This window comes from Azospirillum lipoferum 4B (genome assembly GCF_000283655.1).
GTDB classification, from domain to species: domain Bacteria; phylum Pseudomonadota; class Alphaproteobacteria; order Azospirillales; family Azospirillaceae; genus Azospirillum; species Azospirillum lipoferum_C.
On record NC_016587.1, the window covers coordinates 601,347 to 624,903 of the forward strand.

Annotated in this window: 23 protein-coding genes; 6 read left to right on the plus strand and 17 right to left on the minus strand. The window is 68.0% G+C overall.

The genetic code is table 11. The features are described from left to right. Window positions 1-166: 166 nt before the first annotated feature. On the plus strand, window positions 167-523 hold the full coding sequence (locus AZOLI_RS26910; protein WP_014189815.1) for a Lin0512 family protein: 357 nt from the start codon (window positions 167-169) through the stop codon (window positions 521-523). A gap of 38 nt (window positions 524-561) precedes the next feature. Here AZOLI_RS26910 and AZOLI_RS26915 read toward each other — a convergent pair whose 3' ends face one another. The 10 genes from AZOLI_RS26915 to AZOLI_RS26955 form a co-directional block, all read right to left on the minus strand. Beyond that, complete coding sequence (locus tag AZOLI_RS26915; protein ID WP_048816580.1) at window positions 562-2,247, minus strand: methyl-accepting chemotaxis protein; 1,686 nt, start codon at window positions 2,245-2,247, stop codon at window positions 562-564. 286 nt (window positions 2,248-2,533) lie between these two features. Continuing rightward, a complete protein-coding gene (gene qhpR, locus AZOLI_RS26920) occupies window positions 2,534-3,535 on the minus strand; it encodes an AraC-like transcriptional regulator QhpR (protein ID WP_014189817.1) in 1,002 nt (333 codons plus the stop codon). A 238-nt stretch (window positions 3,536-3,773) separates the two neighbouring features. Beyond that, a complete protein-coding gene (locus AZOLI_RS26925; RefSeq protein WP_044553266.1) occupies window positions 3,774-4,541 on the minus strand; it encodes an ABC transporter ATP-binding protein in 768 nt (255 codons plus the stop codon). Beyond that, entirely contained in the window at window positions 4,529-5,281 is a 753-nt protein-coding gene (locus tag AZOLI_RS26930; protein ID WP_014189819.1) for an ABC transporter permease, read from the minus strand. Before AZOLI_RS26930 ends, AZOLI_RS26925 begins: the two co-directional genes overlap by 13 nt. 30 nt (window positions 5,282-5,311) lie before the next feature. Continuing rightward, on the minus strand, window positions 5,312-6,352 hold the full coding sequence (locus AZOLI_RS26935) for an ABC transporter substrate-binding protein (RefSeq protein ID WP_014189820.1): 1,041 nt from the start codon (window positions 6,350-6,352) through the stop codon (window positions 5,312-5,314). Window positions 6,353-6,534: 182 nt separating this feature from the next. Then, a complete protein-coding gene (locus AZOLI_RS33705; RefSeq protein WP_275451550.1) occupies window positions 6,535-6,663 on the minus strand; it encodes a hypothetical protein in 129 nt (42 codons plus the stop codon). A 144-nt stretch (window positions 6,664-6,807) separates the two neighbouring features. After that, window positions 6,808-7,095, minus strand: coding sequence for a DUF1330 domain-containing protein (locus AZOLI_RS26940; RefSeq protein WP_014189822.1), 288 nt, complete (start codon window positions 7,093-7,095; stop codon window positions 6,808-6,810). A gap of 110 nt (window positions 7,096-7,205) precedes the next feature. Continuing rightward, on the minus strand, window positions 7,206-8,600 hold the full coding sequence (locus AZOLI_RS26945) for an NAD(P)(+) transhydrogenase (Re/Si-specific) subunit beta (protein ID WP_014189823.1): 1,395 nt from the start codon (window positions 8,598-8,600) through the stop codon (window positions 7,206-7,208). A gap of 4 nt (window positions 8,601-8,604) precedes the next feature. Continuing rightward, a complete protein-coding gene (locus tag AZOLI_RS26950; protein ID WP_014189824.1) occupies window positions 8,605-9,024 on the minus strand; it encodes an NAD(P) transhydrogenase subunit alpha in 420 nt (139 codons plus the stop codon). Between the two features lie 26 nt (window positions 9,025-9,050). Continuing rightward, the gene (locus tag AZOLI_RS26955; RefSeq protein ID WP_044553269.1) at window positions 9,051-10,199 is read right to left on the minus strand and encodes a Re/Si-specific NAD(P)(+) transhydrogenase subunit alpha; all 1,149 of its coding nucleotides are present in this window, start codon (window positions 10,197-10,199) and stop codon (window positions 9,051-9,053) included. A gap of 386 nt (window positions 10,200-10,585) precedes the next feature. Between AZOLI_RS26955 and AZOLI_RS26960 the strand changes: the two genes are divergently transcribed. Then, on the plus strand, window positions 10,586-10,834 hold the full coding sequence (locus AZOLI_RS26960) for a DUF2312 domain-containing protein (protein WP_012973951.1): 249 nt from the start codon (window positions 10,586-10,588) through the stop codon (window positions 10,832-10,834). A gap of 24 nt (window positions 10,835-10,858) precedes the next feature. On the opposite strand, the gene AZOLI_RS26965 is transcribed toward AZOLI_RS26960, so the two are convergent. Continuing rightward, complete coding sequence (locus AZOLI_RS26965) at window positions 10,859-12,406, minus strand: ABC transporter ATP-binding protein (RefSeq protein WP_014189826.1); 1,548 nt, start codon at window positions 12,404-12,406, stop codon at window positions 10,859-10,861. 14 nt (window positions 12,407-12,420) lie between these two features. Next, the gene (locus tag AZOLI_RS26970) at window positions 12,421-13,407 is read right to left on the minus strand and encodes a BMP family lipoprotein (protein WP_014189827.1); all 987 of its coding nucleotides are present in this window, start codon (window positions 13,405-13,407) and stop codon (window positions 12,421-12,423) included. A gap of 247 nt (window positions 13,408-13,654) precedes the next feature. Between AZOLI_RS26970 and AZOLI_RS26975 the strand changes: the two genes are divergently transcribed. Then, window positions 13,655-14,302, plus strand: a complete 648-nt coding sequence (locus AZOLI_RS26975) for a LysE family translocator (RefSeq protein WP_014189828.1) — start codon at window positions 13,655-13,657, stop codon at window positions 14,300-14,302. Between the two features lie 5 nt (window positions 14,303-14,307). Here the strand turns inward: AZOLI_RS26975 and AZOLI_RS26980 are convergent, their stop codons facing one another. From AZOLI_RS26980 to AZOLI_RS26995, 4 genes are all read right to left on the minus strand, one after another. After that, complete coding sequence (locus AZOLI_RS26980; protein ID WP_014189829.1) at window positions 14,308-14,970, minus strand: DedA family protein; 663 nt, start codon at window positions 14,968-14,970, stop codon at window positions 14,308-14,310. A gap of 79 nt (window positions 14,971-15,049) precedes the next feature. Next, a complete protein-coding gene (locus AZOLI_RS26985; RefSeq protein WP_014189830.1) occupies window positions 15,050-15,679 on the minus strand; it encodes an HdeD family acid-resistance protein in 630 nt (209 codons plus the stop codon). 87 nt (window positions 15,680-15,766) lie between these two features. Beyond that, window positions 15,767-16,453: a LolA family protein gene (locus tag AZOLI_RS26990; RefSeq protein ID WP_014189831.1), complete on the minus strand. Its 687-nt coding sequence runs from the start codon at window positions 16,451-16,453 to the stop codon at window positions 15,767-15,769. 116 nt (window positions 16,454-16,569) lie between these two features. Beyond that, window positions 16,570-17,853 carry a UbiH/UbiF/VisC/COQ6 family ubiquinone biosynthesis hydroxylase gene (locus tag AZOLI_RS26995; RefSeq protein WP_014189832.1) on the minus strand — a complete coding sequence of 428 codons (1,284 nt, stop codon included), beginning with the start codon at window positions 17,851-17,853 and terminating at the stop codon, window positions 16,570-16,572. Window positions 17,854-18,252: 399 nt separating this feature from the next. Here AZOLI_RS26995 and glnK point away from each other — a divergent pair, with 399 nt between their 5' ends. Next, a complete protein-coding gene (gene glnK / locus AZOLI_RS27000) occupies window positions 18,253-18,591 on the plus strand; it encodes a P-II family nitrogen regulator (protein WP_014189833.1) in 339 nt (112 codons plus the stop codon). A gap of 74 nt (window positions 18,592-18,665) precedes the next feature. On the opposite strand, the gene AZOLI_RS27005 is transcribed toward glnK, so the two are convergent. Beyond that, complete coding sequence (locus tag AZOLI_RS27005) at window positions 18,666-19,229, minus strand: DUF2239 family protein (RefSeq protein ID WP_014189834.1); 564 nt, start codon at window positions 19,227-19,229, stop codon at window positions 18,666-18,668. Between the two features lie 263 nt (window positions 19,230-19,492). On the opposite strand from AZOLI_RS27005, the gene AZOLI_RS27010 reads away from it, so the two are divergent. Continuing rightward, the gene (locus tag AZOLI_RS27010) at window positions 19,493-20,749 is read left to right on the plus strand and encodes an aminotransferase class I/II-fold pyridoxal phosphate-dependent enzyme (RefSeq protein ID WP_014189835.1); all 1,257 of its coding nucleotides are present in this window, start codon (window positions 19,493-19,495) and stop codon (window positions 20,747-20,749) included. 53 nt (window positions 20,750-20,802) lie between these two features. Continuing rightward, window positions 20,803-23,415: a DNA translocase FtsK gene (locus AZOLI_RS27015; protein WP_014189836.1), complete on the plus strand. Its 2,613-nt coding sequence runs from the start codon at window positions 20,803-20,805 to the stop codon at window positions 23,413-23,415. Window positions 23,416-23,557: the final 142 nt, after the last annotated feature.

The following is a 23,557-nucleotide window of genomic DNA, read 5'->3' on the forward strand; positions in this document are numbered from 1 at the left end:
GCGGCTGCCCCCCTCCCTAACCCTCCCCCGCCCAGCGGGGGAGGGTTAGGGAGGGGAAAAACCCGCTGCTTCCACCCCCCGAAAATCCCACCCCCGCCCCCTGGCCCTCCCCGCCTCCGCGCGCCATCATCCTCCTCACCCGACACCGACAGGAAAGCCCGGCGCGATGAAGCAGGTGATGTTCGTGGAACTCGGCATGGGGGTGGATCTGCACGGCCAGGACGTGACCAAGGCCGCCGTCCGCGCCGTGCGCAACGCCATAGAACGCAACTCGATGCCCGGCATGCGCGCCCTGGTGGACGGCGACACCGGCAGGATGCAGGTGCGGGTCCACCTTGCCGTGCCGGCCGATGCCGACCGGCTCGACCACGAGGCGGTGAAGGCCGTCTTCCCCTATGGCGCCGTCACCATCCACGTCACCGGCGGCGGCATGCTGGCGCCGAGCGGCATCTTCCTCGCCGACAAGAACGACCGCAACGAACAGATCTACGTCGTCAACGCCGCGGTGGAGGTCGGCCTTTGAGCGTTCCAACCGCCGCGGCGTGAGCTTTGCGGCATGACTCAGCCGGCGCGGATGCCGCCGATGAAGCGGTCCATCTGGCGGGTCAACTCCTCTGACTGCATCAGCAGATCGGAGGCGGCCTCTTCCACCTGGCTGGCGCCGCTACCGGTTTCGCCGGCCATCTTCTGCATGCCCTGGACGCGGCTGACCACCTCCTGCGCCCCGTTGGCCGCCTGCTGCACGTTGCGAGCGATCTCGCGGGTCGCCGCTCCCTGCTCCTCGACGGCTGAAGCGATGGTGGTTGCGGTCTCATTGATGCCGGTGATGGTGCTGCTGATGTCGTCGATGGCAGTGACGACGGAACGGGTGGCGGACTGGATCGTCCCGATCTGGGCGCTGATCTCTTCTGTGGCCTTCGCCGTCTGATTGGCGAGGTTCTTGACCTCGCCGGCGACCACGGCGAAACCCTTGCCGGCCTCACCGGCCCGCGCCGCCTCGATGGTGGCGTTCAGTGCCAGCAGGTTGGTCTGCGAAGCGATGGCGTTGATCAGGTTGACCACATCGCCGATCTTACCGGCGGCGGCGGTGAGGCCGGCGACGATCTCGGCCGTCCGCTGGGTTTCGTCCACCGCCTTCTGGCTCATGCTGGTCGACCGGCTGACTTCGGCGCTGATCGCCTGGATCGACGAAGCCAGCTGCTCCGCCGCCGCAGCGACGATCTGCACGCCGCTGCCGGCTTCGGAGGCCGCCCGCAGGGTGTGGTCCGACTGCTCGGCCGCATTCCGGGCGATGTCGGTCAGCACGCCCGAGGTCGAGCGGAGCTGGGATGCCTGCTCGGCAACGCTGTCGACGATGGTCTTGATCTGGGTTTCGAAGCCGTTGGCCAGATCCATCATGCCCTTGCGCCTGTCGGCCGCGGCCTGTTCGGCGGCCTGTTCGGTGTTGCGGCGCAGGGCCTCCATGGCGATGCCATTGTCCTTGAAGACCTGGACGGCTTGGGCCATCGCGCCGATCTCGTCCCGCCGCCCGGCTCCTGAGATGGTCACGCCGTGGTCGCCATCGGCCAGCCGGCGCATGGCGGCCGACAGCGCGGCGATGGGCCCGGTGATCGCCTTGCCCAGATAGGTCGAGGCGATCAGCAGCACCGCGATCACGCCGGCGACCACCGCCAGGGCGCGATAGAGCTTGTCGGCGAAGCTGTTGTCGATGTCGTCGACATAGACGCCCGACGCGATCACCCAATTCCACGGGGTGAAGGGGGCGTCGTAGGAAATCTTGGCATAGACGGCGCTGCCGCCATTCGGCTTGGTGAAGCGGTAGGTGGTGAAACCGCCGCCGGCCTGGGCGTTGGCGATCTGATGACGCAGGAAGGGGAAGCCGTCGACGTCCTTCTCCTCCAGACGCATCTGGCCTTCGAGTTCCTTGCGCGTGCCATGGACCTCGGTGACGCCATTCGTATTGTAGACGAAGAAGTAATCGCCCTTGCCATACCGCAGGGCGCGGATGACGTTCTTCGCGCGCGTCTTGGCCTCTTCCACCGGAAGCGCGCCGCTCATCGCCTCTCGATTGTAATAGTCGGCGATGCTGACGGCTGTTTCCACGATGTTGCGGATCGCCTGCTTGCGATCCTCGATCATCGATTGCTTCAGACTTGTAAAGTTGTGAAACACGATGGCGAACGAACAAAACAATGCCAGCGCAACAAGCGCAAGAATCTTTTTCGTTATGCTGAGGTTATTCAACATGAAAGAACACCCTTCCTCTCACGGCGCTTATCAGAACGCCATTCCGTGCCGTTTCCACATTCGTCGGGTGTCCTTTTGACATAGCTGAACGGACGTTCAAGAAAAAACTCTATACGATATATCAATGGCAGGTCCGCACATTTGCAGGGGAATGATCCGGCCGGAATTCGCCGTCTGCGTTCGTAAACGGCCGACGGTCCGGACGCTGTGGACACGACCATCCCTCGCCCGTCATCCCTTGCTCGTTTGGCGACCGTGCAGGAGCGGATGGGGGGCGGGAACTGCTTCAGCCCCGCCCTTCGCGCATCCTCGCCGGTGAAACGCCGAACCAGCGGCGGAAGGCCCGGCTGAAGGCGCTGACCTCCGAATAGCCGAGCAGCGCGCCGATGTCGGCGATGGGCACATGGCGCTGGCGGATGTAGACCGCGGCCAGATCGCGCCGCACCCCCTCCACCAGATCGGAGAAGCTCAGCCCCTCGTCGGCCAGCCGGCGCTGCAGGGTCCAGCGGGCGATGCCGATCCGGTCGGCGATGTCCTCGACATAGGGCGGGCCTTCCGGCAGCCGCGCCCGCACCTCCGCCTTCACGCGGTCGAGCAGCGGCGGCGTGCCGGTGCCGCGGGCGATGTCGATCAGCGTGCCGCACAGCCCGGTCAGCCGGGCCATGTCGCCGCCGGGCATGCGGCGGTCGAGATGGCGGTCGCGCAGCAGGATGGCGTTGGTGCGCTGGCCGAAATGGGCGGGCGCGTCGAACAGCGCCTCGTGCTGGCGCCAACCCTCCGGCTTGGGATGCTCGAAATGCACCTCCTCCGGCATCCACTGCGGCCCCAGGCAGGCGCGCACCACATTGGCGAACATGCCCATGGTCAGCTCGGCATCCTGCCGCCGCTCGACGATGCAGCCGTCGAGGATGCGGTATTCCAGCCGCAGCAGCTCGCCCTCGCGGACGAAGCGGGTCTCGGTCGCCTGCTGATGGAAGGGGAACAGCCGGGCCAGATGGTCCAGCGCCGCACCCAGCGTCGGGGCGGCCAGCGCGATGGAGCCGATCAGCCCCAGCATCTCCGGCTGGAACTGCCGTCCGAACATCAGGCCGAAATTGTCGTTGCCGGTCTCCGCCGCCGCCACCTCCATCATCGCCACATAGGCGCGGAGGTCGAGCGCCACCGTCGGCTGGCCGAGCGCCCGCTCCTCCACGCCAGCGCGGTGGAACACCCGGTCGGGGCAGCCGCCCTGCGCGGCGATGAAGCCGGACACCCCGCAAGCCGCGGCGGCCAGGATGTTGTTCTGCACAGATCCTGTGCGGCCCCCGTCAAGGCGGCCGGCAGTGTGCCCAAAAGACGGTCGGTGCGGTCCCATGACACAGCCCCTCGCAGCCGGTTTGCCGCAACGCAGCAAACATCATGCCGACTTCAGGCTGCCAGAGACCGTTCGTATAGGAAATTATACGATGGACTTATGATCGTGAGGCCAGGGAGCGGCGAATGCCCCCGCACCCCACGGGCGGGAGCACTCTCCGGGCTTTTTCCGATCAGATGCTGTAATTGTCGGCGATTTCCGAGCGCAGCTGCTCCACCTGATCGCGGAACACCGAGCCGTCGCGGCCGGCGCTGTTGCGCACGTCGCGCACCACCCGCGCCGGGGTGCCGCCCAGCACGATGATGCGGTCGGCCAGATGCACCGCCTCTTCCAGGTCGTGGGTGACGAACAGCACGGTCTTGCCGGTCTCCTGGTGGATGCGGCGCAGTTCGTCCTGAAGGTTGTGGCGGGTGATGGCGTCCAGCGCGCCGAAGGGCTCATCCATCAGCAGGATGTCCGGGTCCACCGCCATGGCGCGGGCGATGCCGATGCGCTGGCGCTGGCCGCCCGACAGCTCGTAGGGCCAGCGGCGGGCATAGCCGTCGAGCCGGACCAGCTTCAGCGCGGCCTCCGCCCGTTGACGCCGCTCGTCGCGGCTGACCGGCAGGCCCTCCAGCCCGAATTCCACATTGCGGATCACCCGGCGCCAGGGCAGCAGGCGGGAATCCTGGAACACCAGCCCGACCGGCCGGTGGCCGGGACGCTGGTCCTGGTGGATGGTGACGCCGCCGCTGCGCGCGGTGTGCAGCCCGGCGACGACGCGCAGGAGCGTGGATTTGCCGACGCCCGACGGGCCGACGATGGCGACGAAGCTGCCGCGCTCGACCGACAGGTTGACGTCGACCAGCACCGGCGGCGCATCCTTGCCATAGCCGATGGACACGTCCTCCAGGTCGATGACCGACGCGGCGGTGGTCTTGGAGAGGGTCACCGCTGCCATGAGAGCACCCGCGACTGAACTTGCATGAACAGGAAATCCGACACGCCGTAGAGCAGCGCGATGGTGACCATGTAGAGCACGACGATGTGGGTCGCCAGCAGGCCCGACGCCTCCATCATCCGCATGCCGAGGCCGGAGATGCCGAACAGCTCGGCCGCGACCACCGTCATCCAGCCCTGCCCCAGCCCGGCGCGCAGGCCCGACAGGATGCCCGGAAGGGCGCCCGGCAGGATGATCTTGAACAGCCGCGGGAACAGCCCGCCCTGGCCGAAGGCATAGCCCAGCTCGATCAGGTCCTTGTCCACCCCGCGCACCGCGGCGTAGCTGGCGTAATAGTTGATCCAGAACACCGTCAGCGCGATCAGGAAGGACGCCGCCGCCTCGCTGACGCCGAACCAGATGATGGCGAAGGGGATCCAGGCGATGGCCGGGATCGGGCGCAGCATGCGCACGACCCAGGCCTGGAAGGCGTCCCACTTGCCCCACAGCGCCGCCGCCGTGCCGAAGGACACGCCGAGGAAGGTGCCCAGCGACAGCCCGACCAGATAATGCGACAGGCTGGCCGTCACCATCGCCTGCCAGGTGCCGCTCTTGAACTCGGTCAGGAAGGCGGCGGGCACGGCGCTCGGCGACGGCAGCAGCCGGGCCGGCACCACGCCGCTGCGCGCCACCGCTTCCCACGCCAGCAGGAAGACGACGACGCCCAGCGCCGACAGGGCGATCTTGTTATAGGTCTTCATCGGCTTTCCGATATCCCTGGGCGCGCCGGATTACTTGGCGACGGCGTCGTAGAAGCTGAAATCGAAGGCTTCGGCCACCGGAATGGTCTCGCTGGCCGACCCGATCTCCTTGGTGAAGGCCATCATCGCCTCCACCGCCGGCACGACCTTGTGCGGATCGGCGACGAACTTGGAACCCGGACCCTTGAAGGCAGCTTCCAGAGTCGCCGGCTCCATCAGGCCCTTGCCGAGATAATTGTTCACCAGCTTCGCCGACGCGGCCGGATCCTTGGCGATCATGTCGACGGCGCGGATGTGGGCCTTGACCAGCGCCTTGATGGCCTCGGGGCTCTTCTTCAGCACTTCGGCGCGGGCGGCGACCACGGTGCCGGGCTGGTCCGGGAACATCTGTGCGCCGGTGGCGAGCAGGGCGACGTTCGGGTCCATCTGCTGGGTGACGGTCACCGTCGGCTCGCGGATGGTGGCAGCGTCGAGCGCACCGGCCAGCAGGGCCTGCTGCGTCTTCTCGATGCCCATCGGCACCAGCTCGACATCGGCCGGATCGACCTTCACCACCTTGAACAGCCAGTGCTTCAGTACGGTGTCGGGAACCGACCCCGGCGGCTGGGTGCCGATCTTCGGCTTGCGGCCGGTGTCGGCGGCGAACTTCCTGAAGGATTCGGCGGTCGGGTTGGCGCCCACCGCCTTGGCGAAGGGACCGCGGGCGGCCACCACCATCTCCTCCACCGCCGAATTGGCGATGACCGAGATGTCGGCGCCCTTGGTGCGGGCGACCAGCACCGGGGCGACACCGGCATAGAGCAGGTCGATCTGGCCGGCGGCCATCGCCTGGATGGCGTGCGGGCCGGATTCGAAACGGGTCAGCTTCAGCTGGATGCCCGCCTCCTTGGCCCAGCCCTGCCCGTCGACGATGAACAGCGGCGACGCGGCCAGGATCGGGATGTAGCCGATCTCCAGCTTCACCGGATCGGCGGCGCGCGCGGTGCCAGGCATGACGGCGACGGCCGATGCGGCAGCCGACGCGAGGGCGACCAGGGCGGCAAGGGTGGAGCGACGGGTCAGGCGGAGCATCGGATCATCCTCGACTGGGGTTCCGACGCTATTTAGCACGGTTGCGCGTTTGGGGAAGAGAGATTTTCACATGATCGTGCACGGGAATTTGCAATAGCACACAAAGTTGATGTTATTTAAGGAGTCGGAATAGGCGAAAACCGCGGAAATTGCGGGTCCGGCGCGGTGCAGGCGGTCCGGACTCAGATCTCCGTCAACAGGTAGAGCGAGACGCCGCAGAGCGAGACACCCACCATCAGGATGGCCACCGCGATGCGGGTCCACAGCGCGATGTGCGAATCGAGCGGTTCGGCAAAGTCGTCGTCGTCCATATCCGGACTTCCGTCACTGTGGGGGAGGCGGCGGGGCGGACCCCGCCGGTTCCTGGTGACGGCAAGCGATAGCGGGGCCGTGTTGCCGCCATGTGTCCCGCGGACGGCCTTGTGTAACGGTTGGTAACGGCGCCCTCCGGCGCGTTACAGCCCCTCCACCACGATCATCTTGAAGTCGGCGGCATCGCGCCGGGCTTCGCGCGCCTTGCGGTATTCCGGGCTGTCGTAGAAGGCCTTGGCACTGCCCAAGTCCGGGAATTCCAGGATGACGATGCGGTTGGGCTGCCAGTCGCCTTCCAGCACCGCCGTTTCGCCGCCGCGGCTGAGGAAGCGCCCGCCATTCCTGGCGATCGCATCGGGGGTCAGCGACTTGTAGACCTCATAGGCGACCGGGTCGGTCACGCGCACGTCGGCGATGATGTAGGCGGCCATGGTTTCCGCATCCTCTCTTGTCTTTTTCGGCCCAAAGAAAAGGGCGCGGGAAGCTTCGCCCCCGCGCCCTTTCCGGTCAATTGCAGATGGATGCCGCAGATGGACGCCGATCAGGCTTCCATCGCCTTCACCACCTCTTCGGTGACCTTCTTGGCGTCGCCGAACAGCATCATCGTGTTCGGCCGGAAGAACAGCTCGTTCTCCACGCCGGCATAGCCCGCCGCCATGCCGCGCTTGATGAAGAACACCGTCTTGGCCTTCTCCACATCCAGGATCGGCATGCCGTAGATCGGCGAGGTCGGATCGGTCTTGGCCGCCGGGTTGGTCACGTCGTTGGCGCCGATGACGAAGGCGACATCCGCCGTGCCGAAGTCGCGGTTGATGTCCTCCAGCTCGAACACCTCGTCATAGGGGACGTTGGCTTCGGCCAGCAGCACGTTCATGTGGCCGGGCATGCGGCCCGCCACCGGGTGGATGGCGTATTTCACATCCACGCCCTCGTGCTTCAGCACGTCGGCCATCTCGCGCAGGGCATGCTGGGCCTGGGCCACCGCCATGCCGTAGCCGGGGACGATGATGACCGACTGGGCGTTCTTCATGATGTAGGCGGCGTCCTCGGCCGAGCCGGCCTTGACCGAGCCCTGCGGACCCTTGGCAGGACCGCCGGCAGCGGCACTCTCGCCGCCGAAGCCGCCGAGGATGACGTTGAAGATCGAGCGGTTCATGCCCTTGCACATGATGTAGGACAGGATCGCGCCCGAAGAGCCCACCAGCGCGCCGGTGATGATCAGCAGGTTGTTCTGCAGGGTGAAGCCGATGCCGCAGGCCGCCCAGCCGGAGTAGCTGTTCAGCATCGAGATGACCACCGGCATGTCGGCGCCGCCGATCGGCAGGATCAGCAGGAAGCCGAGAGCCAGCGCCACCAGCACGATCAGCCACATCGCCGCCGACGAGTTCGACTGCACCAGCCAGATGATGAGGATGACGGTCAGCACGCCCAGCGCCGCGTTCAGCGGGTGCTGCATCGGGAAGACCAGCGGCTTGCCGGTGACGAGGCCCTGCAGCTTGGCGAAGGCGACCAGCGAGCCGGTGAAGGTGATGGCGCCGATGGCGGTGCCGAGCGCCATTTCGACCAGCGAGCCCTTGGCGATGGCGCCGGCCACGCCGATGCCGTAGGCCTCCGGCGAGTAGAAGGCGGCCAGCGCCACGAAGACGGCGGCGAGGCCGACCAGCGAGTGGAAGGCGGCGACCAGCTGCGGCAGCGCCGTCATCTCGATCTTCTTGGCCACCACATAGCCGATGGCGCCGCCGATGGCGATGCCCAGCACGATCATCCAATAGGACTGGACGATGGGGGAGGCCAGCGTGGTCAGGATGGCGATGGTCATGCCGACCATGCCGTAGATGTTGCCCTGGCGCGAGGTCTCCGGGCTGGAGAGCCCGCGCAGCGCCATGATGAAGCAGATGGAGGCGACGAGATAGAGAAGGGCCGACAAGGTTTCCATGGTCTTACTTGCCCTTCTTCTTGAACATGGAGAGCATGCGCTGGGTCACGAGGAAGCCGCCGAAGATGTTGACGCTTGCCAGGATGACGGCGAGGAAGCCCAGGACCTTGGAGAAGCCAAAGCCTGCGGGGCCGGCGGCGATCAGCGCGCCGACGATGATGACCGAGGACACGGCGTTGGTGACGGCCATCAGCGGCGAGTGCAGAGCCGGGGTGACGCGCCAGACGACGTAGTAGCCGACGAAGCAGGCCAGCACGAGCACCGTCAGGCCGGTGACGAAGAAATCGCCGTGGCCGCCGGCGGCCTCCGCGGCGGGCTGGGCCGCGTGAGCGACCTGGGCGGCCAGCTGGTCGGCCTGCTGGCTCAGCGCCGCGAGATTCGCCTTGAGCTCGGCAATACGGGCGGACAGTTGGGTCTGGTCCATTGCGGTAAGTCTCCTCAGGCGCCCGGTCAGCCGGCGAAGGCGGGGTGGACGACGGCGCCATCGCGGGTCAGCGCGATGGCCTTGACGATCTCGTCGTCCCAATTGACGGCGACACCCGTCTCCTTGCCGTGCAGCGAGGTCAGCAGCGCCAGCAGGTTCTTGGCGTAGAGCAGCGATGCGGACTCGGCGATGCGGCTGGCGTAGTTGGCATGGCCGACGATCTTCACGCCGTTGGCCGTGGTCACCACCTCGCCCAGCTTGGCGCCTTCGACGTTGCCGCCCTGCTCCACCGCCAGATCGATGATGACCGAACCCGGCTTCATCGACGCCACATGCTCCGCCGTCACCAGGATCGGCGCCTTGCGGCCGGGGATCAGCGCGGTGGTGATGACGATGTCCTGCTTCTTGATGTGCTCGGCGACCAAGGCGGCCTGCTGGCGCTTGTAGTCGTCCGACATCTCCTTGGCATAGCCGCCGGCGGTCTCCGCCTGTTTGAACTCTTCATTCTCGACGGCGACGAAGCTGCCGCCCAGGGACTGCACCTGCTCCTTCACCGCCGGGCGCACGTCGGTGGCCGAGACGATGGCGCCGAGGCGCTTGGCGGTGGCGATGGCCTGGAGGCCGGCGACGCCGACGCCCATGATGAAGGCACGCGCCGGCGGAACGGTGCCGGCGGCGGTCATCATCATCGGGAAGGCGCGGCCGTATTCCGAGGCGGCATCGACGACGGCCTTGTAGCCGGCGAGGTTGGCCTGGGAGGACAGCACGTCCATGACCTGGGCACGGGTGATGCGCGGCATGAACTCCATGGCGAAGGCGTTCACGCCGGCATCGGCATAGGCCTTCACATGGTCGCGGCTGTTGTAAGGGTTGAGGATGGCGAACAGCAGCGTGCCCCGGCGCATCAGCGCCAGCTCGTCCTCGCCACCTTCGGCGGCGATGAGCGGCCGCTGCACCTTCAGCACGATGTCGGCGTCGGCCAGCGCGGACGCGGCATCGGCGGCGATGGCGGCCCCCGCCGCCTCAAAGGCCGCGTCGGTGATGCTGGAACCGAGACCGGCCCCGCTCTCCACCACCACGTCCAGTCCCAAACCCTTCAGTTTCTTCACCGTTTCCGGTGAGGCGGCCACGCGAAGTTCGCCCGCACGTCGCTCCTTTGGAATGGCGACTTTCATTAGATAAGACTCCCCTGCCTCAGATACGCCGATCCCGGCATCCCCCATGGGTCATCGGCCCAGACGACGCGCATTCATGACGCATCTCCGTGGTTTTGTGAAGCCGACCCCCTTGATGGTAATACCAGCCTATACAGTGCATCGCAACAAAGGGAATGGCTACGTGAGTCCATCGTACGATTGTTTCAGATATTAGGACAAATCAGCCACGGGCTGTTCAAATCCGCGCGGTGACCCAGGATGTACGAAGGAACAACCGCGACGCGATGACGCAGGCGCAGCCCGGTACCGTCCGGCCGGGGCGCATCGTCGGCTTGCCAATCCCCCCGCCCGCCGATATTGTCCCGCCCCTGTTCCAGAACACCCCCATCGTTTGAGGTTTTGCCATGTCCGACGTCGGCGGCATCGCGGCTGATCGCCTGAAGTCCTTCGTCGAGCGCATCGAGCGTCTCGAAGAGGAAAAGCGCGGCCTGCAGGAAGACATCAAGGAAGTCTACGCCGAGGCGAAGGGCACCGGTTTCGACACCAAGATCATCCGTCAGATCATCCGCCTGCGGAAGATGGACAAGGCCGACCGCCAGGAGCAGGAAGCCATCCTGGAGCTCTACAAGGAAGCGCTGGGGATGGTGGAGTAAAGACCCCGGAGAGCTGACGGCCGGTCAGTTGCAGCCGGCCATCATCAGCCCCAGCGTCTTCTCGTCCGCCTCGTCCGGCAGAACCTCGCCGACGATGTGGCCGTCGAACATCACGACGATGCGGTCGGACAGGGCGCGGATCTCGTCCAGTTCCACCGAGACCAGCAGGATGGCCTTGCCCTGGTCGCGCAGGGCCACGAGCCGGCGGTGGATGAACTCGATGGCGCCGATATCGACGCCGCGGGTCGGTTGCCCGACCAGGAGAAGGTCGGGATTGCGTTCGATCTCGCGCGCCAGCACGATCTTCTGCTGGTTGCCGCCGGAGAAATTGGCCGCCGCCAGCGTGCCGTCGCGCGGTCTGGTGTCGTAATCCTCCATCTGGCGGGCGCAGTTGGCGGCGATGGCGTCGCGGTCGAGCAGAACCCGCCCGTTCCAGGCCGGATCGTCCTGGAATCCCAGGATCGAGCATTCCTCCGCCGAGAACCCGGTGACGAGGCCGACCTTCTGCCGGTCCTCCGGCACATGGCCGACACCGAGTCCGCGCAGCGCGCGGGCGTTGAAGCGGTTGGCATGGCCGGCCAACTCCTCCCCCCGCATCCGGACGGAGCCGCCGGCGATGGGCCGCATGCCGGCCAGCGCCTCCAGCAATTCGGACTGACCGTTGCCGGACACCCCGGCGATGCCGACGATCTCGCCGGCCCGCACCGACAGGCCGACGCCCTTCACCCGCTCCACGCCCGACGGATCGCGCACCCGCAACCCCTCGACCCGCAGCACCTCCGCCCCCGGCTTGGCCGGCGTCTTGTCGACTCGCAGCAGGACCTTGCGGCCGACCATCAACTCGGCCAGCTGTTCCCGGCTGGTGTCGCGGGTGGCGACGTTGGCGACCACCTGCCCGCGCCGCATCACCGTGACGTTGTCGGTCAGCTCCATGATCTCGCGGAGCTTATGGGTGATGATGATGACCGTCTTGCCCTGCTGGCGCAGCGCCCGCAGGATGCGGAACAGGTGATCGGCCTCCTGCGGGGTCAGCACGCCGGTCGGCTCGTCAAGGATCAGGATGTCGGCGCCGCGATAGAGCGCCTTCAGGATCTCCACCCGCTGCTGGGCACCGACCGGCAGGTCGCCGACCGGGCTGTCGAGATCGACCTCCAGCCCATAGTCGCGGGCCAGCCGCGTCAGTTCCCCCCGCGCGCGGGCAAGGCCGCCCGCCAGCGTCACCCCGCCTTCCGCCCCCAGCAGTACATTCTCCAGCACGCTGAAGGGATCGACCAGCATGAAGTGCTGGTGGACCATGCCGATGCCGGCGGCCAGCGCGTCGCGCGGCGTCCGGATGGCGGCAGGATTGCCGTTCACCCGGATTTCCCCACCGTCGGCGCGCAGATAGCCGTAGACGATGCTCATGATCGTCGACTTTCCGGCACCATTCTCGCCGATCACCCCATGGATCGTTCCGGCCGGCACGGACAGCGACACGTCGCGGTTGGCATGGTTGGTGCCGAACCACTTGTTGATCGCCACCGTTTCCAGAGCGATGCCGGAACGGGCAGGCCGCGGGCTTTCCTGCATCATCGGAGGCGCCGATCTCAGGGCTTGTACGGCTTGACCGCCAGCGAGCCGGCGATGATCTGCTTCTCGGCCTCCTCCAGCCTGGCCTCCATCTCCGGCGTGATCAGCTTGCGGTTATGCTCGTCCAGCGCATAGCCGACGCCGTCCTCCTTCAGGCCGACGACACGGTGGCCGGCCTTCCAGCTGCCCTCCTTCGCCGCCTTCATGCAGTCATGGACGACCACATCGACCCGCTTGACCATGGAGGTCAGCACCTTGCCGGGATGGACGTGGTTCTGGTTGCTGTCGACGCCGATGGCGAGCTTGCCGGCATCGGACGCCGCCTGCATCACGCCCAGCCCGGTGGCGCCCGCCGCGGCGAAGACCACGTCGGCGCCGCGGCCGAACTGGCTCTTGGCAAGCTCCGCCCCGCGGCCGGGATCGTTCCAGGCGGCGGGCGTGGTGCCGGTCATGTTGACGAACACCTCGGCGCCCGGCGTCACATGCTTCACGCCCTGCTCGTAGCCGGTCAGGAAATTGCGGATCAGCGGGATGTCCATGCCGCCGATGAAGCCGACCTTGCCGGTCTTCGACGCCAGCGCCGCCGCCATGCCGACCAGGAAGGAGCCCTCCTCCTCCTTGAAGGTCACGGACTGGACGTTGGGGGCCTCCAGCTTGTCGTCGATCAGGCAGAATTTGGTGTTGGGCGATTCCTTCGCCACCTTCTCCACCGCCGCGGTCTGCGAGAAGCCGACGGCGACGATCACCGAGGCGCCGCGGCGCACCAGCGTGCGCAGGGCCTGCTCGCGCTGCCCCTCATTCGTGACCTCGAACTCGCGATAGGCGGTGCCGGTCTCCTTCTTGAAGCGTTCGGCGCCGTTGTAGGCGGCTTCGTTGAAGGACTTGTCGAACTTGCCGCCCTGGTCGAACACCACGGCCGGCGAGAAGTCCTGCGCCCGCGCCTGGGGCCCGACAGCAACGGCCGCCGTCATCGCCAGCATGGCGGCAAGGATACGCGTCTTCATGTCCCACCCACTCCGGATAGCCGAAACTTGACCCAAAGGATAACCGCGCCATCATTCCGCACAACAGGGAAAGCGGGCGAGATGGCGCAGCAAATCGCGGCGCCCCCGGTTGACGACGGGAACGGGGGCGTTTATCACCCCCGCCGATGGTCGTTGCATCGAACCGGTTGCGGTTTGCAGCGGCAAGCCGGCAAGGCCACAGGTGTTGGCGACAGGATCTGGCAATAGGTTCGGGGGGCGACGCTCGGTGGACGAAGTCTGGGTGCTTTTGCAGGGGATCGCTCTCGGATTCGCCATCGCCGCACCCGTCGGGCCGATCGGTCTGCTGTGCATCCGCCGCACCCTGCAGCACGGCCCCCTGATGGGCTTCTTCACCGGATTCGGCGCCGCGGTCGCCGACACCATCTATGGCGCCATCGCCGCCTTCGGCGTGTCGGCGGCGCTCAGCTTCCTGCGCGGGCACGAGACGGCCTTCCAGCTGATCGGCGGCATCTTCCTGCTGGTGGTGGCGGTCCGCACCTTCCGCCAGCAGCCCGACGCGGAAGAGCGGGAGGCGGCGGCCGCTCCCGACACCAAATCCTGGTTCACCGGCTTCATGACCGGGCTGTCGCTGACCCTGACCAACCCGGCGACCATCATGGCCTTCATCGCCATCTTCGCCGGTTTCGGGCTGGGCGGCACGCTGAACCGGCTGGAGGCCTCGACCCTGGTGCTGGGCGTCTTCATCGGATCGTCGCTGTGGTGGATGACGCTGTCGATGGGCGTCGCCGCCGTGCGCCACCGCATTTCCGACCGCGGGCTGACCATGCTGAACCACTGCACCGGCGTGGCGCTGGGCGCCTTCGGCCTGTGGGCGCTGGGCATGGCCGCCACCGGCCTCGCCGGCATGGCCTGAAGCGGTCAACAGCCGGCCGGCGGCGTGACGGTTGGGCTCTGGTCGCTGCCGCCCCCCTTGCGCAGCAGATGCAGGTGCCCGGCCAGCCGCCAGAGATAGAGCCCGACCAGCACCACCAGCAGCCCGACGGTGACATAGCCGACCAGCCGGTGCGCGAAGGGCCAGGTGGACAGTATGTAGCCGGTCCAGGCCAGCAGCGCCGTCCACAGGATCGAGCCGATGCCCGAGGCCAGCGAATAGTTCAGGATCGACATCCTGCACGCCCCGGCCGGAATCGAGATCAAGGTCCGCACCCCCGGCACCGGCTGCGAGAACAGCACGGCGATGCCGCCATGCCTGGCGAACCAGTCCGTGCTCCGCCGCACCTTCTTCGGGTCGATGGTCAGCCAGGGACCGTATTTCTTCAGGAAGGCCTCCAGCCGGTCGCGGCCCATCAGCCGGCTGGGCAGGAACCACACCAGCTGCCCGGCCAGCGAGCCGAGCCCGCTGGCGATGGCGATCCCGACCAGCGTGAACTCGCCGGTCGCCGCCCCGATCCCGGCCAGCGGGATCACCGACTCGGCCGGCAGCGGCGGAAAGATCCGCGCGAGCGCCACCAGCAGGAAGATCCCGATATAGTGGAGGTGGTGCATGGTGTGCACCAGCCAGTCCGTCAATCCGCCATCCATTCCGTTCCGTCCTCCCCCAGCGGTCGACATGACCCGCATCGGGAAAACGGCCGGCTGCGGCAGACGGTTCCCGCCCCCCTCACGCCGCCTTCGCCATCCCGCCGCCGGAACCGCTGTTTTCCTGGTGGCAGCGCCGCAGCCGGAAGGCGGTCACCAGCGCCAGCATGCCGAACGCGATCAGATAGGCCGCCACCCCCCAGGCGAGCGCCAGCAGGCCCAGCGCCGGCAGCACCCACATGCTGAAGCCGAACAGAATCGACAGCACGCCGGCCACGCCCCAGGCCCATTTGCCGTGGCTGCGGTCCATGCGCCAGGCGCCCATCACCTCGGCGAAGCCGGTGATGACCGACCAGGCGGCGATCAGAAAGACCAGGGCGAACAGGCTGGCGGCCGGCCACAGCGCGGCGACGACGCCGGCGATCAGGCTGACGACGCCCTCCAGGATGAAGGGCAGCGAGCGCTCATGGTGGCGGGAGGCACGGATGCCGGCCAGGATGGCGAAGACGCCGTCCAACAGCAGATAGGCGGCGAAGGTCAGCGCCAGGGTCGCCACCGTCACGCCCGGCATCGTCAACGCCAGGATCCCCAGCAGGATGGCCGCCGCCCCGCGCAGCGCCAGCGCCCACCAGTTGCGCGCCAGCAGCATGTTCATGCTGTGCAGGCGGCTTGCGGGCTCACGCGTCGCCCGCTGTGCCGGATCATAGGACATGAAACGCCTCCCGCTGCCCGTCTTGCGAAATGACAACAGGAGGCGAAGGGTTTTGTTTCCGGCCCGGTATCGAAGATGTCCGGCCGCTCAGTTGCCGCGGCCGAAATCCGATCCGCGCGCCGGCTCCTTGAAATAGAACATGTCGCGGTCGAAGGTGACGTCGGTGCGCGGATTCAGCAGGGCGACCTCGGTGGTCATGCCCTGGGCATCCAGCACCCGCCACTTGCGCAGCTGGAAGGGACGGTCCTCGAACACCAGCGTCAGGGTGCCCTTGCCGGGATCCTTGGTCTCCAGCAGGCTGACCTCGATCACACCGGGGGCCTGGAACACCTCGGTGACGGTCACGTCGCCCGACAGGCGGATATCCTTGCGCAGGATGAAGTCGGCCAACGTCGATCCGATGGGAGCGCTCGACTGCTGGCGCATCTCGCCGTCCCAATAGAAGACGAAGCTGCCGTCGGCGACGATGAAGTCCTTCAGCGGCCGGTCATACTCCAGCCGCATCCGGCCGGGCCGCCACAGATAGAAGGTGCCGGTCGCCTGCCGCCCGTTCGGCGCCACCTGCAGGAACTTCGACTGCAGGGTGGCGATGCCGTTCAGATACTCCTCCACCTTGGCGACGACGGCCTGATCCTGCGCCGACAGCGAGACGGGCGTGGCCGGGGCGGCGACGGCGGACGGGGCGAGCACGACCGGCAGCGGAGCCAGGAGGGCGGCGCACAGCAGGGCGGCGGGAAACAGAGAGCGGGAGAGGCGGCGAAGCACGGTCTTCATCCTTGGTCGTTCGGATCCCGAATCCCTAATCGGGCAGTGAGGCGGACATAAGGCGTCCGCCCGCCGCTGCCAAGGATTACCGGTGCCGGCAAAGTGGCTGCTTCAAAGTGGCTGCTTCAAAGCGGCTGGCCCCGGATCATCCGCGGCAGGTCGCCGACCACGCCCATCGCATGCTTCATGAAGAAGCGCTTGACCGGCGGCAGACGGTTGATCGCCGCCATGCCCAGGTTGCGCGCCAGCTTCAACGGCGGAATGCTGTTGGAGAACAGGTGGACCAGCCCGTCGCACACCGCCGCCAGCAGAACGGTGTCGAAGCGGCGCCAGCGCTGGAAGCGGGCCAGCACCTCCGGCCCGCCGACATCGAGGCCGAGGCGGTGGGCGTCGACCACCACCTCGGCCAATGCCGCGACGTCGCGCATGCCCAGGTTCAGCCCCTGCCCGGCAATCGGGTGGATGGCGTGCGCCGCCTCCCCCACCAGGGCCAGCCGGTCGGCGACGAAGCGGTCGGCCAGCAGCACCGACAGCGGCCAGGCCTCGCGCTTGGTCAACAGCGCGATCTCGCCCAGATAGCCGCCGGAGCGCCGTTGCAGTTCGTCGATGAACTGGTCGTCGGGCAGGTTGAGATAGGTGTCGACCAGCGACGTCTTCTCGCTCCACACGATGGAACAGCGGTTGTCGGTCATCGGCAGCACGGCGAAGGGGCCGTTGGGCAGGAAATGCTCGACCGCGACGCCCTTGTTCGGCTCGGTGTGGCGGATGGTGCAGATGATGGCGCTCTGGTCGTATGACCAGCGCCGCACCTTGATCCCGGCGCTGTCGCGCGCCAGCGATCGCCGCCCGTCGGCGCCGACCAGCAGCCGGCCGCGCACCGTGCGCCCGTCGGCAAGCCGCACCGACACGCCGGACCGCGTGCGCTCCACCGCGGTCGCCTGGGCCGGCGCCAGATGGACCAGCCCCGGCAGTTCGGCCGCGCGGGTGAACAGGGCGCGGCGGATGTCCTTGTTGTCCAGGATCCAACCGAAGGGCTGGTGCCTGCCCTCCATCGCCAGTTCGGTGTGGTCGTAATGGATGAACAGGGGCGAGAACTGGTCGGCGATGCGGATGTCCAGCATCGGGCCGGCCTGGTCGGCCATGTGGTGCCACACGCCCGCCGACTCCAGCACCATCTTGGAGGCGTAGGAGATGGCGGTGGTGCGGATGTCGAAATCCTGGCCGCCCATGCGTTCCGGGCTGTCCCGGTCGATGCAGACCACCGGCACGCCGGCGCTGGCCAGCGCCGCCGCCATGGTCAGCCCGGCGAGACCGCCGCCCAGCACCACGACCTCGGTGGTGATGTCGCCGCCGACGCCCCCCTGGGGAGGAACGGTCGCGTTGCCCGATTCGGTGCCCGGTACGGCCATGATGCTCGCTGCCCTCTCGCCTTCTTGCGCCTGCGCTGCGGTCGACCGGCCGGACGTGAGCCTTGCCGGGTGCCGCGCGCGGTGAAACAATTGTCGCACGGGGGCGTCCTGTCCAGTCTCCTGTCCCCGGCCGGCGGCCGGCGCGCACCGGACAGATTGCCGCTGGGCAATTTATAGGCAGATGCCGCCCTTTTGAGCGCCCAATCAACAGGCATATTCCCGCTGTTGCAGCGCATTTCAACCGGCACGATTCTTGTAATCGTTGCTTTTTGCGGTCGACGCGAACAGGCTTGGGCCATCGGCGGGAGGGACGGAACGGCTGTCTGGCCGGACCGGAACCGCAACAAGGCGGCCACAGCCTTTATCCGCGGCCGGAACAACGCTTTAAGGGGAAGCCACATGAAACTGGTTATGGCCATCATCAAGCCGTTCAAGCTCGACGAAGTGCGCGAGGCGCTGACGTCGCTCGGGATTCAAGGCCTGACCGTCAGCGAGGTCAAGGGCTTCGGCCGCCAGAAGGGCCAGACGGAAATCTACCGCGGCGCCGAATATTCCGTGAGCTTCCTGCCCAAGGTGAAGGTCGAGGTCGCGGTGTCCGACGACCAGTATGAACAGGTGGTCGAGGCGATCCAGAAGGCCGCCAACACCGGCCGCATCGGCGACGGCAAGATCTTCGTGCTGGAGATCGCCCAGGCCGTGCGCATCCGCACCGGCGAGACCAACTCCGAGGCGCTGTAAGGCTGCAGGCCCCAAGGCCACTGGTCATGGCGGGCGCGCGTCTGCGCGCCTGTCCGCTCTTTCAGCCGGCAAACTCAGCCGGCAAACGCATCCGCCGCCAGCGCGCGGGCATAGTCGCGCTGGTCGGCCGGCCAGTCCGCCGTCAGCGCGTCGAACCGCGCGCGGTCCGCGGCATAGAGCGCCCGAACCGCCTCCTCATAGCCCGGCCGGTCGCCGGCCAGCTCCAGCATGACGCGATAAGCGGCCTCCTGCGCATGGCGCACGCGGTCCTTCGCCTCGTTGCCCTTGCGTGCCTCGTCCACCAGCTTGCGCAGCGCCACCGACGCCCCGCCCGGCTGGGCGTTCAGCCAGTCCCAATGGCGCGGCAGCAGCGTCACCTCCCGCGCCACCACCCCCAGCTTCGGCCGGCCCGGCCCCCGCGGCGGCGGCGCGAGACGCCACGCAACCTCCTCATCGCTTCCCCGCAGATCGAGGTCGACCGCCTTTCCGGTGGCATCGTCGAACACCAGCACCGGCGGTCCATCCGGCTCCGCGTCCAGCGCCGCCCGCAACGCCCGCGCCACGCTCAGCGCATCCCCTGCGGCAAGGCGTCGCTCGCCACGAAAGGCGGTGCAGAGAGTCTCGGCGGTGACGGACATGGACGGAGCTCCGGTTGTGCGGACGGAATTTTATCCGGGTGGAATGCGGGCGTCAATATTATCCGGGTTTAATGTGGACCTCCCTCTCCCGTCCCGGGAGAGGGATTCTTCCCCCCCTGTGACCGTTCGGCCACCTGCCGCGACCAAGGGTTTTGGGCGCTTGTGCCCCCCGTGCCCCGCCGATAGGATCGGTCGCTCGTAAGGCGTGGCCGTCTCCCCTGGCCGGGGTACGGCACCAGGGTGGGAAGAGGGTTGCGGTCGTCATGGTCTCTGCCGATTTCAGCGTGAACAGCGGTGCCGTCTTCACCGAGGCGATCGGCAACGACCGGCTCGACCTGCTGACCGATTATCCCTTCACCCGGCTGGCCAACCTGCTGGCGCCGATCACCCCGCGCGCCAACGTCGCCCCCATCCTGCTGACGGTGGGCGAGCCGCAGCACACCCCGCCCGCCATCATCGAGGAGACGCTGCGCGCCAGCGCATCCGGCTGGAACAAGTATCCGCCGGTCGGCGGCACGCCGGAGTTCCGCGCCGCGGCCGGCGACTGGCTGACCCGCCGCTACGACCTCCCGGCCGGGCTGCTGCATGCCGACAGTTCCATCCTGCCGCTGTCCGGCACGCGCGAGGCGCTGTTCATGCTGGCCCTGCTGGCGGTGCCGACGCGGAAGGCCGGGCGCCAGCCGGCGGTGCTGATGCCCAACCCCTTCTACGCGCCTTACGAGGGGGCGGCCGTGATGGCGGGGGCGGAACCGGTCTTCCTGTCGGCGACGCGCGAGACCGGCTTCCTGCCCGACCTCGACGCCCTGACGCCGGACCTGCTGGAGCGCACGGCGCTCTTCTATCTCTGCACGCCCGCCAACCCGCAGGGGGCGGCGGCGACGCCGGGCTATCTCGCCAAGGCCATCGGGCTGGCGCGGCAGTACGGCTTCGTGCTGGCGGTCGACGAATGCTATGCCGAGATCTGGCTGGATGCCCCGCCCGCCGGCGCGCTGCAGGTCGCAACCGCCCTGCCGCATGAGGACGGGAAGCCCTGGGCCAACCTGCTGGTCTTCCATTCCCTGTCCAAGCGGTCGAGCGCGGCCGGCCTGCGCTCCGGCTTCGTCGCCGGCGACCCGGCACTGATCGGGCGCTTTTCCCGCCTGCGCAGCTACGGCTGTGCCGGCATGCCGCTGCCGATCCTGGCCGCCAGCACCGCACTGTGGCGCGACGAGGCGCATGTGGAGGAGAACCGCGCCGCCTACCGCGCCAAGTTCGCGGCGGCGGAGGCGGAGCTGGGCGGGCGCTACGGCTATCAGCGGCCGGCCGGCGGCTTCTTCCTGTGGCTGGAGGTCGGCAACGGCGAGGAGGCGGCGAAGCGGCTGTGGGCGGAGGGCGCCGTCCGCGTGCTACCCGGCGCTTACCTGTCGCGCAGCAACCCCGGCGAGCCGAACCCCGGCGACGCCTTCATCCGCGTCGCCCTGGTGCAGGACACCGACACCGTCGCCCAGGCCTGCGCCGCCATCGTCCGCATTCTCGGCTGACCGGTTCCGGCCAGCACGTCATTTCGGTTTCTACAGCACGAGGTTCCCGCCCCATGGCCCGACCCGCCGGCCCCACCTCCGCGCGCCCCCGGCCCAGCCTGGGACGGACCGCCCCCGGCCCGCGCAAGGGGTCCCCCCGCGACGGCGCGAAGGAGCTGGGATCCAAGGATCCGGGGAAGGACCGCCTGCGCGCCGGCCGCAGCCGGCCTGAAAAGCCGCCCTTCTTCTCCCCGGCCATGCGCGCCTTCGTCGTCGCCCGCGCGCGCGAGGCGATGGGCTTCGTGCTGGGGCTGTTCGGCCTGCTGCTGATGGTGCTGCTGGGCAGCTACGACCCGCGCGACGCCTCGCTGAACTCGGTCCCCGCCACGGCGGGCGACACCCACAACCTGTTCGGCCCGCCCGGCGCCTATGTCGCCGACCTGCTGATCCAGTATATCGGCTGGTCCGCCTTCGTCATCGCCCTGGTGCCGATGTTCTGGGGCTGGCGGCTCGGTGCGCAGCGCAAGCTGGGCAACCCGCTGTTCCGCACCGTTCTGGCCCTGTGGGGCGTGATCCTGGTGTCGATGGCGCTAGCCAGCCTGTCCGACGCCTCCAGCGATCCGCTCGCCCCGCTGCCCGGCGGCAGCATCGGCCAGATCCTGCTGCGCGGAGTCGGCAATCTGTTCGGGGCGGAGCCGATGGTGGCGACGGTCGCCGCGGTCGGCGGTGGGCTGGTGCTGTTCCTGGCGGCCGGCCTGACGATCGGCGAATGGATCGCCAGCTTCCGCGCGCTGGGCCGCGGCACCGTGAACGGCGTCCATCTGATCCGCCACGGTGCCCGCAGCGGCGTCGACGCCCTGCGCCGCCATGGCCGCAACGCGGCCCAGGCCGCAGTGCAGACCGCCTCCATCGCCGTGGACGACGCGCTGCGCGGCGACGAGGTTCCCAAGCGCAAAGGCCCCCGCTTCGACGATGCCGTGCGCGTCGATCCGCTTCCCCCCGCCGGCCTGGACGCCGGCCCGGTGCCGCTGTCGGCCACGCCGTCCGTCGCCGAGAAGCCGCTGCGCCCGGTCCCCATCGTCACTCCGCCCAAGTCCGCCGCGTCGGAGCGCGAAGCCGCCAAGGCCGACCCGCGCCAGACCCGCCTGCCCCTGGGCGAGGAGGAGGGTCCGACTGGCTACGAGTTGCCGCCGCTCGACCTTCTGCAGGCGCCGCCCACCGGCATCCGCGGCGAACAGCTGGACGAGGCGGCGCTTCAGCGCAACGCCGGCCAGCTGGAGGGCGTTCTGGCCGATTTCGGCGTGCGCGGCGAGATCCAGAAGGTCCATCCCGGCCCGGTCGTCACCCTGTACGAGCTGGAACCGGCCCCCGGCACCAAATCGTCCCGCGTCATCGGGCTGGCCGACGACATCGCCCGTTCCATGAGCGCGGTGTCGGTCCGTGTCGCCGTGGTGCCGGGCCGCAACGTCATCGGCGTCGAGCTGCCCAATGCCAGGCGCGAGACCGTGCTGCTGCGCGAGCTGATGGCGGCGGAAGGCTTCGACAAGCATGGCGGCAAGCTGGCGCTGGCGCTCGGCAAGGACATCGGCGGCCAGCCGGTGGTGGCCGACCTCGCCCGCTTCCCCCATCTGCTGGTCGCCGGCACCACCGGTTCGGGCAAGTCGGTGGCGATCAACACGATGATCCTGTCGCTGCTCTACCGGCTGCCGCCGGAGCGCTGCCGCTTCATCATGATCGACCCCAAGATGCTGGAACTGTCGGTCTATGAGGGCATCCCCCACCTGCTGACGCCCGTCGTCACCGACCCCAAGAAGGCGGTGGTCGCCCTGAAATGGACGGTGCGGGAGATGGAGGACCGCTACCGCAACATGTCCAAGCTGGGCGTGCGCAACATCGAGGGCTACAACGCCCGCCTGCGCGAGGCACGCGAGGGCGGCGAATCGCTGACCCGCCGCGTCCAGACCGGCTTCGATCCCGACACCGGCAAGCCGCTGTTCGAGGAGCAGCCGCTCGACCTCACCGAACTGCCCTACATCGTCGTGATCGTCGACGAGATGGCCGACCTGATGCTGGTCGCCGGCAAGGACATCGAGGCCGCCATCCAGCGGCTGGCCCAGATGGCGCGCGCCGCCGGCATCCACCTGATCATGGCGACGCAGCGCCCCTCGGTCGACGTCATCACCGGCACCATCAAGGCCAACTTCCCCACCCGCATCAGCTTCCAGGTCACCAGCAAGATCGACAGCCGCACCATCCTGGGCGAACAGGGCGCCGAACAGCTGCTGGGCCAGGGCGACATGCTCTATATGGCCGGCGGCGGCCGCATCACCCGCGTCCACGGCCCCTTCGTCTCCGACCACGAGGTCGAGCAGATCGTCCGGTTCCTCAAGGCGCAGGGCGAGCCCAACTATGTCGACGCCATCCTGGAGGACGAGGAGGGCGAGGAGTCCTTCGACGACGGCGCCCTGACCGGCACCGGCGGCGGATCCGGCGACGACCTCTACGACAAGGCGGTGGCAGTGGTCTGCCGCGAGCGCAAGGCCTCGACCAGCTTCATCCAGCGCCAGCTGCGCATCGGCTACAACTCCGCCGCCCGGCTGATCGAGCGGATGGAGACCGAAGGGGTGGTCAGCAAGCCCAACCACTCCGGCAAACGCGAAGTGCTGGCGCGCAACATCGACGAATGAGTGTTTTCGGGCTGCCCGTTGACAGCGATGGGATGCCGCACCAATATCGGGGGTAGGCAGACCAGGGACTGGTACTCCCCGGCCCGCCCGCCCGATCTTAGTGCATCAGAAGGTCAAGCAACCGCTTGACGATCTCCAGCAC

What these genes read in the sequence shown, in the direction of transcription:
- AZOLI_RS27015 (WP_014189836.1), top strand. Translation starts at nt 20,803, where the DNA reads ATGGCCCGACCCGCCGGCCCCACCTCCGCGCGCCCCCGGCCCAGCCTG.
- AZOLI_RS26955 (WP_044553269.1), bottom strand. Translation starts at nt 10,199, where the DNA reads ATGAAAGTCGCCATTCCAAAGGAGCGACGTGCGGGCGAACTTCGCGTG.
- AZOLI_RS33705 (WP_275451550.1), bottom strand. Translation starts at nt 6,663, where the DNA reads ATGGACGACGACGACTTTGCCGAACCGCTCGATTCGCACATCGCGCTG.
- AZOLI_RS26950 (WP_014189824.1), bottom strand. Translation starts at nt 9,024, where the DNA reads ATGGACCAGACCCAACTGTCCGCCCGTATTGCCGAGCTCAAGGCGAAT.
- AZOLI_RS26995 (WP_014189832.1), bottom strand. Translation starts at nt 17,853, where the DNA reads ATGGCCGTACCGGGCACCGAATCGGGCAACGCGACCGTTCCTCCCCAG.
- AZOLI_RS26935 (WP_014189820.1), bottom strand. Translation starts at nt 6,352, where the DNA reads ATGCTCCGCCTGACCCGTCGCTCCACCCTTGCCGCCCTGGTCGCCCTC.
- AZOLI_RS26985 (WP_014189830.1), bottom strand. Translation starts at nt 15,679, where the DNA reads ATGTCCTATGATCCGGCACAGCGGGCGACGCGTGAGCCCGCAAGCCGC.
- AZOLI_RS26925 (WP_044553266.1), bottom strand. Translation starts at nt 4,541, where the DNA reads ATGGCAGCGGTGACCCTCTCCAAGACCACCGCCGCGTCGGTCATCGAC.
- AZOLI_RS26915 (WP_048816580.1), bottom strand. Translation starts at nt 2,247, where the DNA reads ATGTTGAATAACCTCAGCATAACGAAAAAGATTCTTGCGCTTGTTGCG.
- glnK (WP_014189833.1), top strand. Translation starts at nt 18,253, where the DNA reads ATGAAACTGGTTATGGCCATCATCAAGCCGTTCAAGCTCGACGAAGTG.
- AZOLI_RS26990 (WP_014189831.1), bottom strand. Translation starts at nt 16,453, where the DNA reads ATGAAGACCGTGCTTCGCCGCCTCTCCCGCTCTCTGTTTCCCGCCGCC.
- AZOLI_RS26960 (WP_012973951.1), top strand. Translation starts at nt 10,586, where the DNA reads ATGTCCGACGTCGGCGGCATCGCGGCTGATCGCCTGAAGTCCTTCGTC.
- AZOLI_RS26965 (WP_014189826.1), bottom strand. Translation starts at nt 12,406, where the DNA reads ATGATGCAGGAAAGCCCGCGGCCTGCCCGTTCCGGCATCGCTCTGGAA.
- AZOLI_RS26970 (WP_014189827.1), bottom strand. Translation starts at nt 13,407, where the DNA reads ATGAAGACGCGTATCCTTGCCGCCATGCTGGCGATGACGGCGGCCGTT.
- AZOLI_RS26940 (WP_014189822.1), bottom strand. Translation starts at nt 7,095, where the DNA reads ATGGCCGCCTACATCATCGCCGACGTGCGCGTGACCGACCCGGTCGCC.
- AZOLI_RS26980 (WP_014189829.1), bottom strand. Translation starts at nt 14,970, where the DNA reads ATGGATGGCGGATTGACGGACTGGCTGGTGCACACCATGCACCACCTC.
- AZOLI_RS26910 (WP_014189815.1), top strand. Translation starts at nt 167, where the DNA reads ATGAAGCAGGTGATGTTCGTGGAACTCGGCATGGGGGTGGATCTGCAC.
- AZOLI_RS26930 (WP_014189819.1), bottom strand. Translation starts at nt 5,281, where the DNA reads ATGAAGACCTATAACAAGATCGCCCTGTCGGCGCTGGGCGTCGTCGTC.
- AZOLI_RS27010 (WP_014189835.1), top strand. Translation starts at nt 19,493, where the DNA reads ATGGTCTCTGCCGATTTCAGCGTGAACAGCGGTGCCGTCTTCACCGAG.
- AZOLI_RS26945 (WP_014189823.1), bottom strand. Translation starts at nt 8,600, where the DNA reads ATGGAAACCTTGTCGGCCCTTCTCTATCTCGTCGCCTCCATCTGCTTC.
- AZOLI_RS27005 (WP_014189834.1), bottom strand. Translation starts at nt 19,229, where the DNA reads ATGTCCGTCACCGCCGAGACTCTCTGCACCGCCTTTCGTGGCGAGCGA.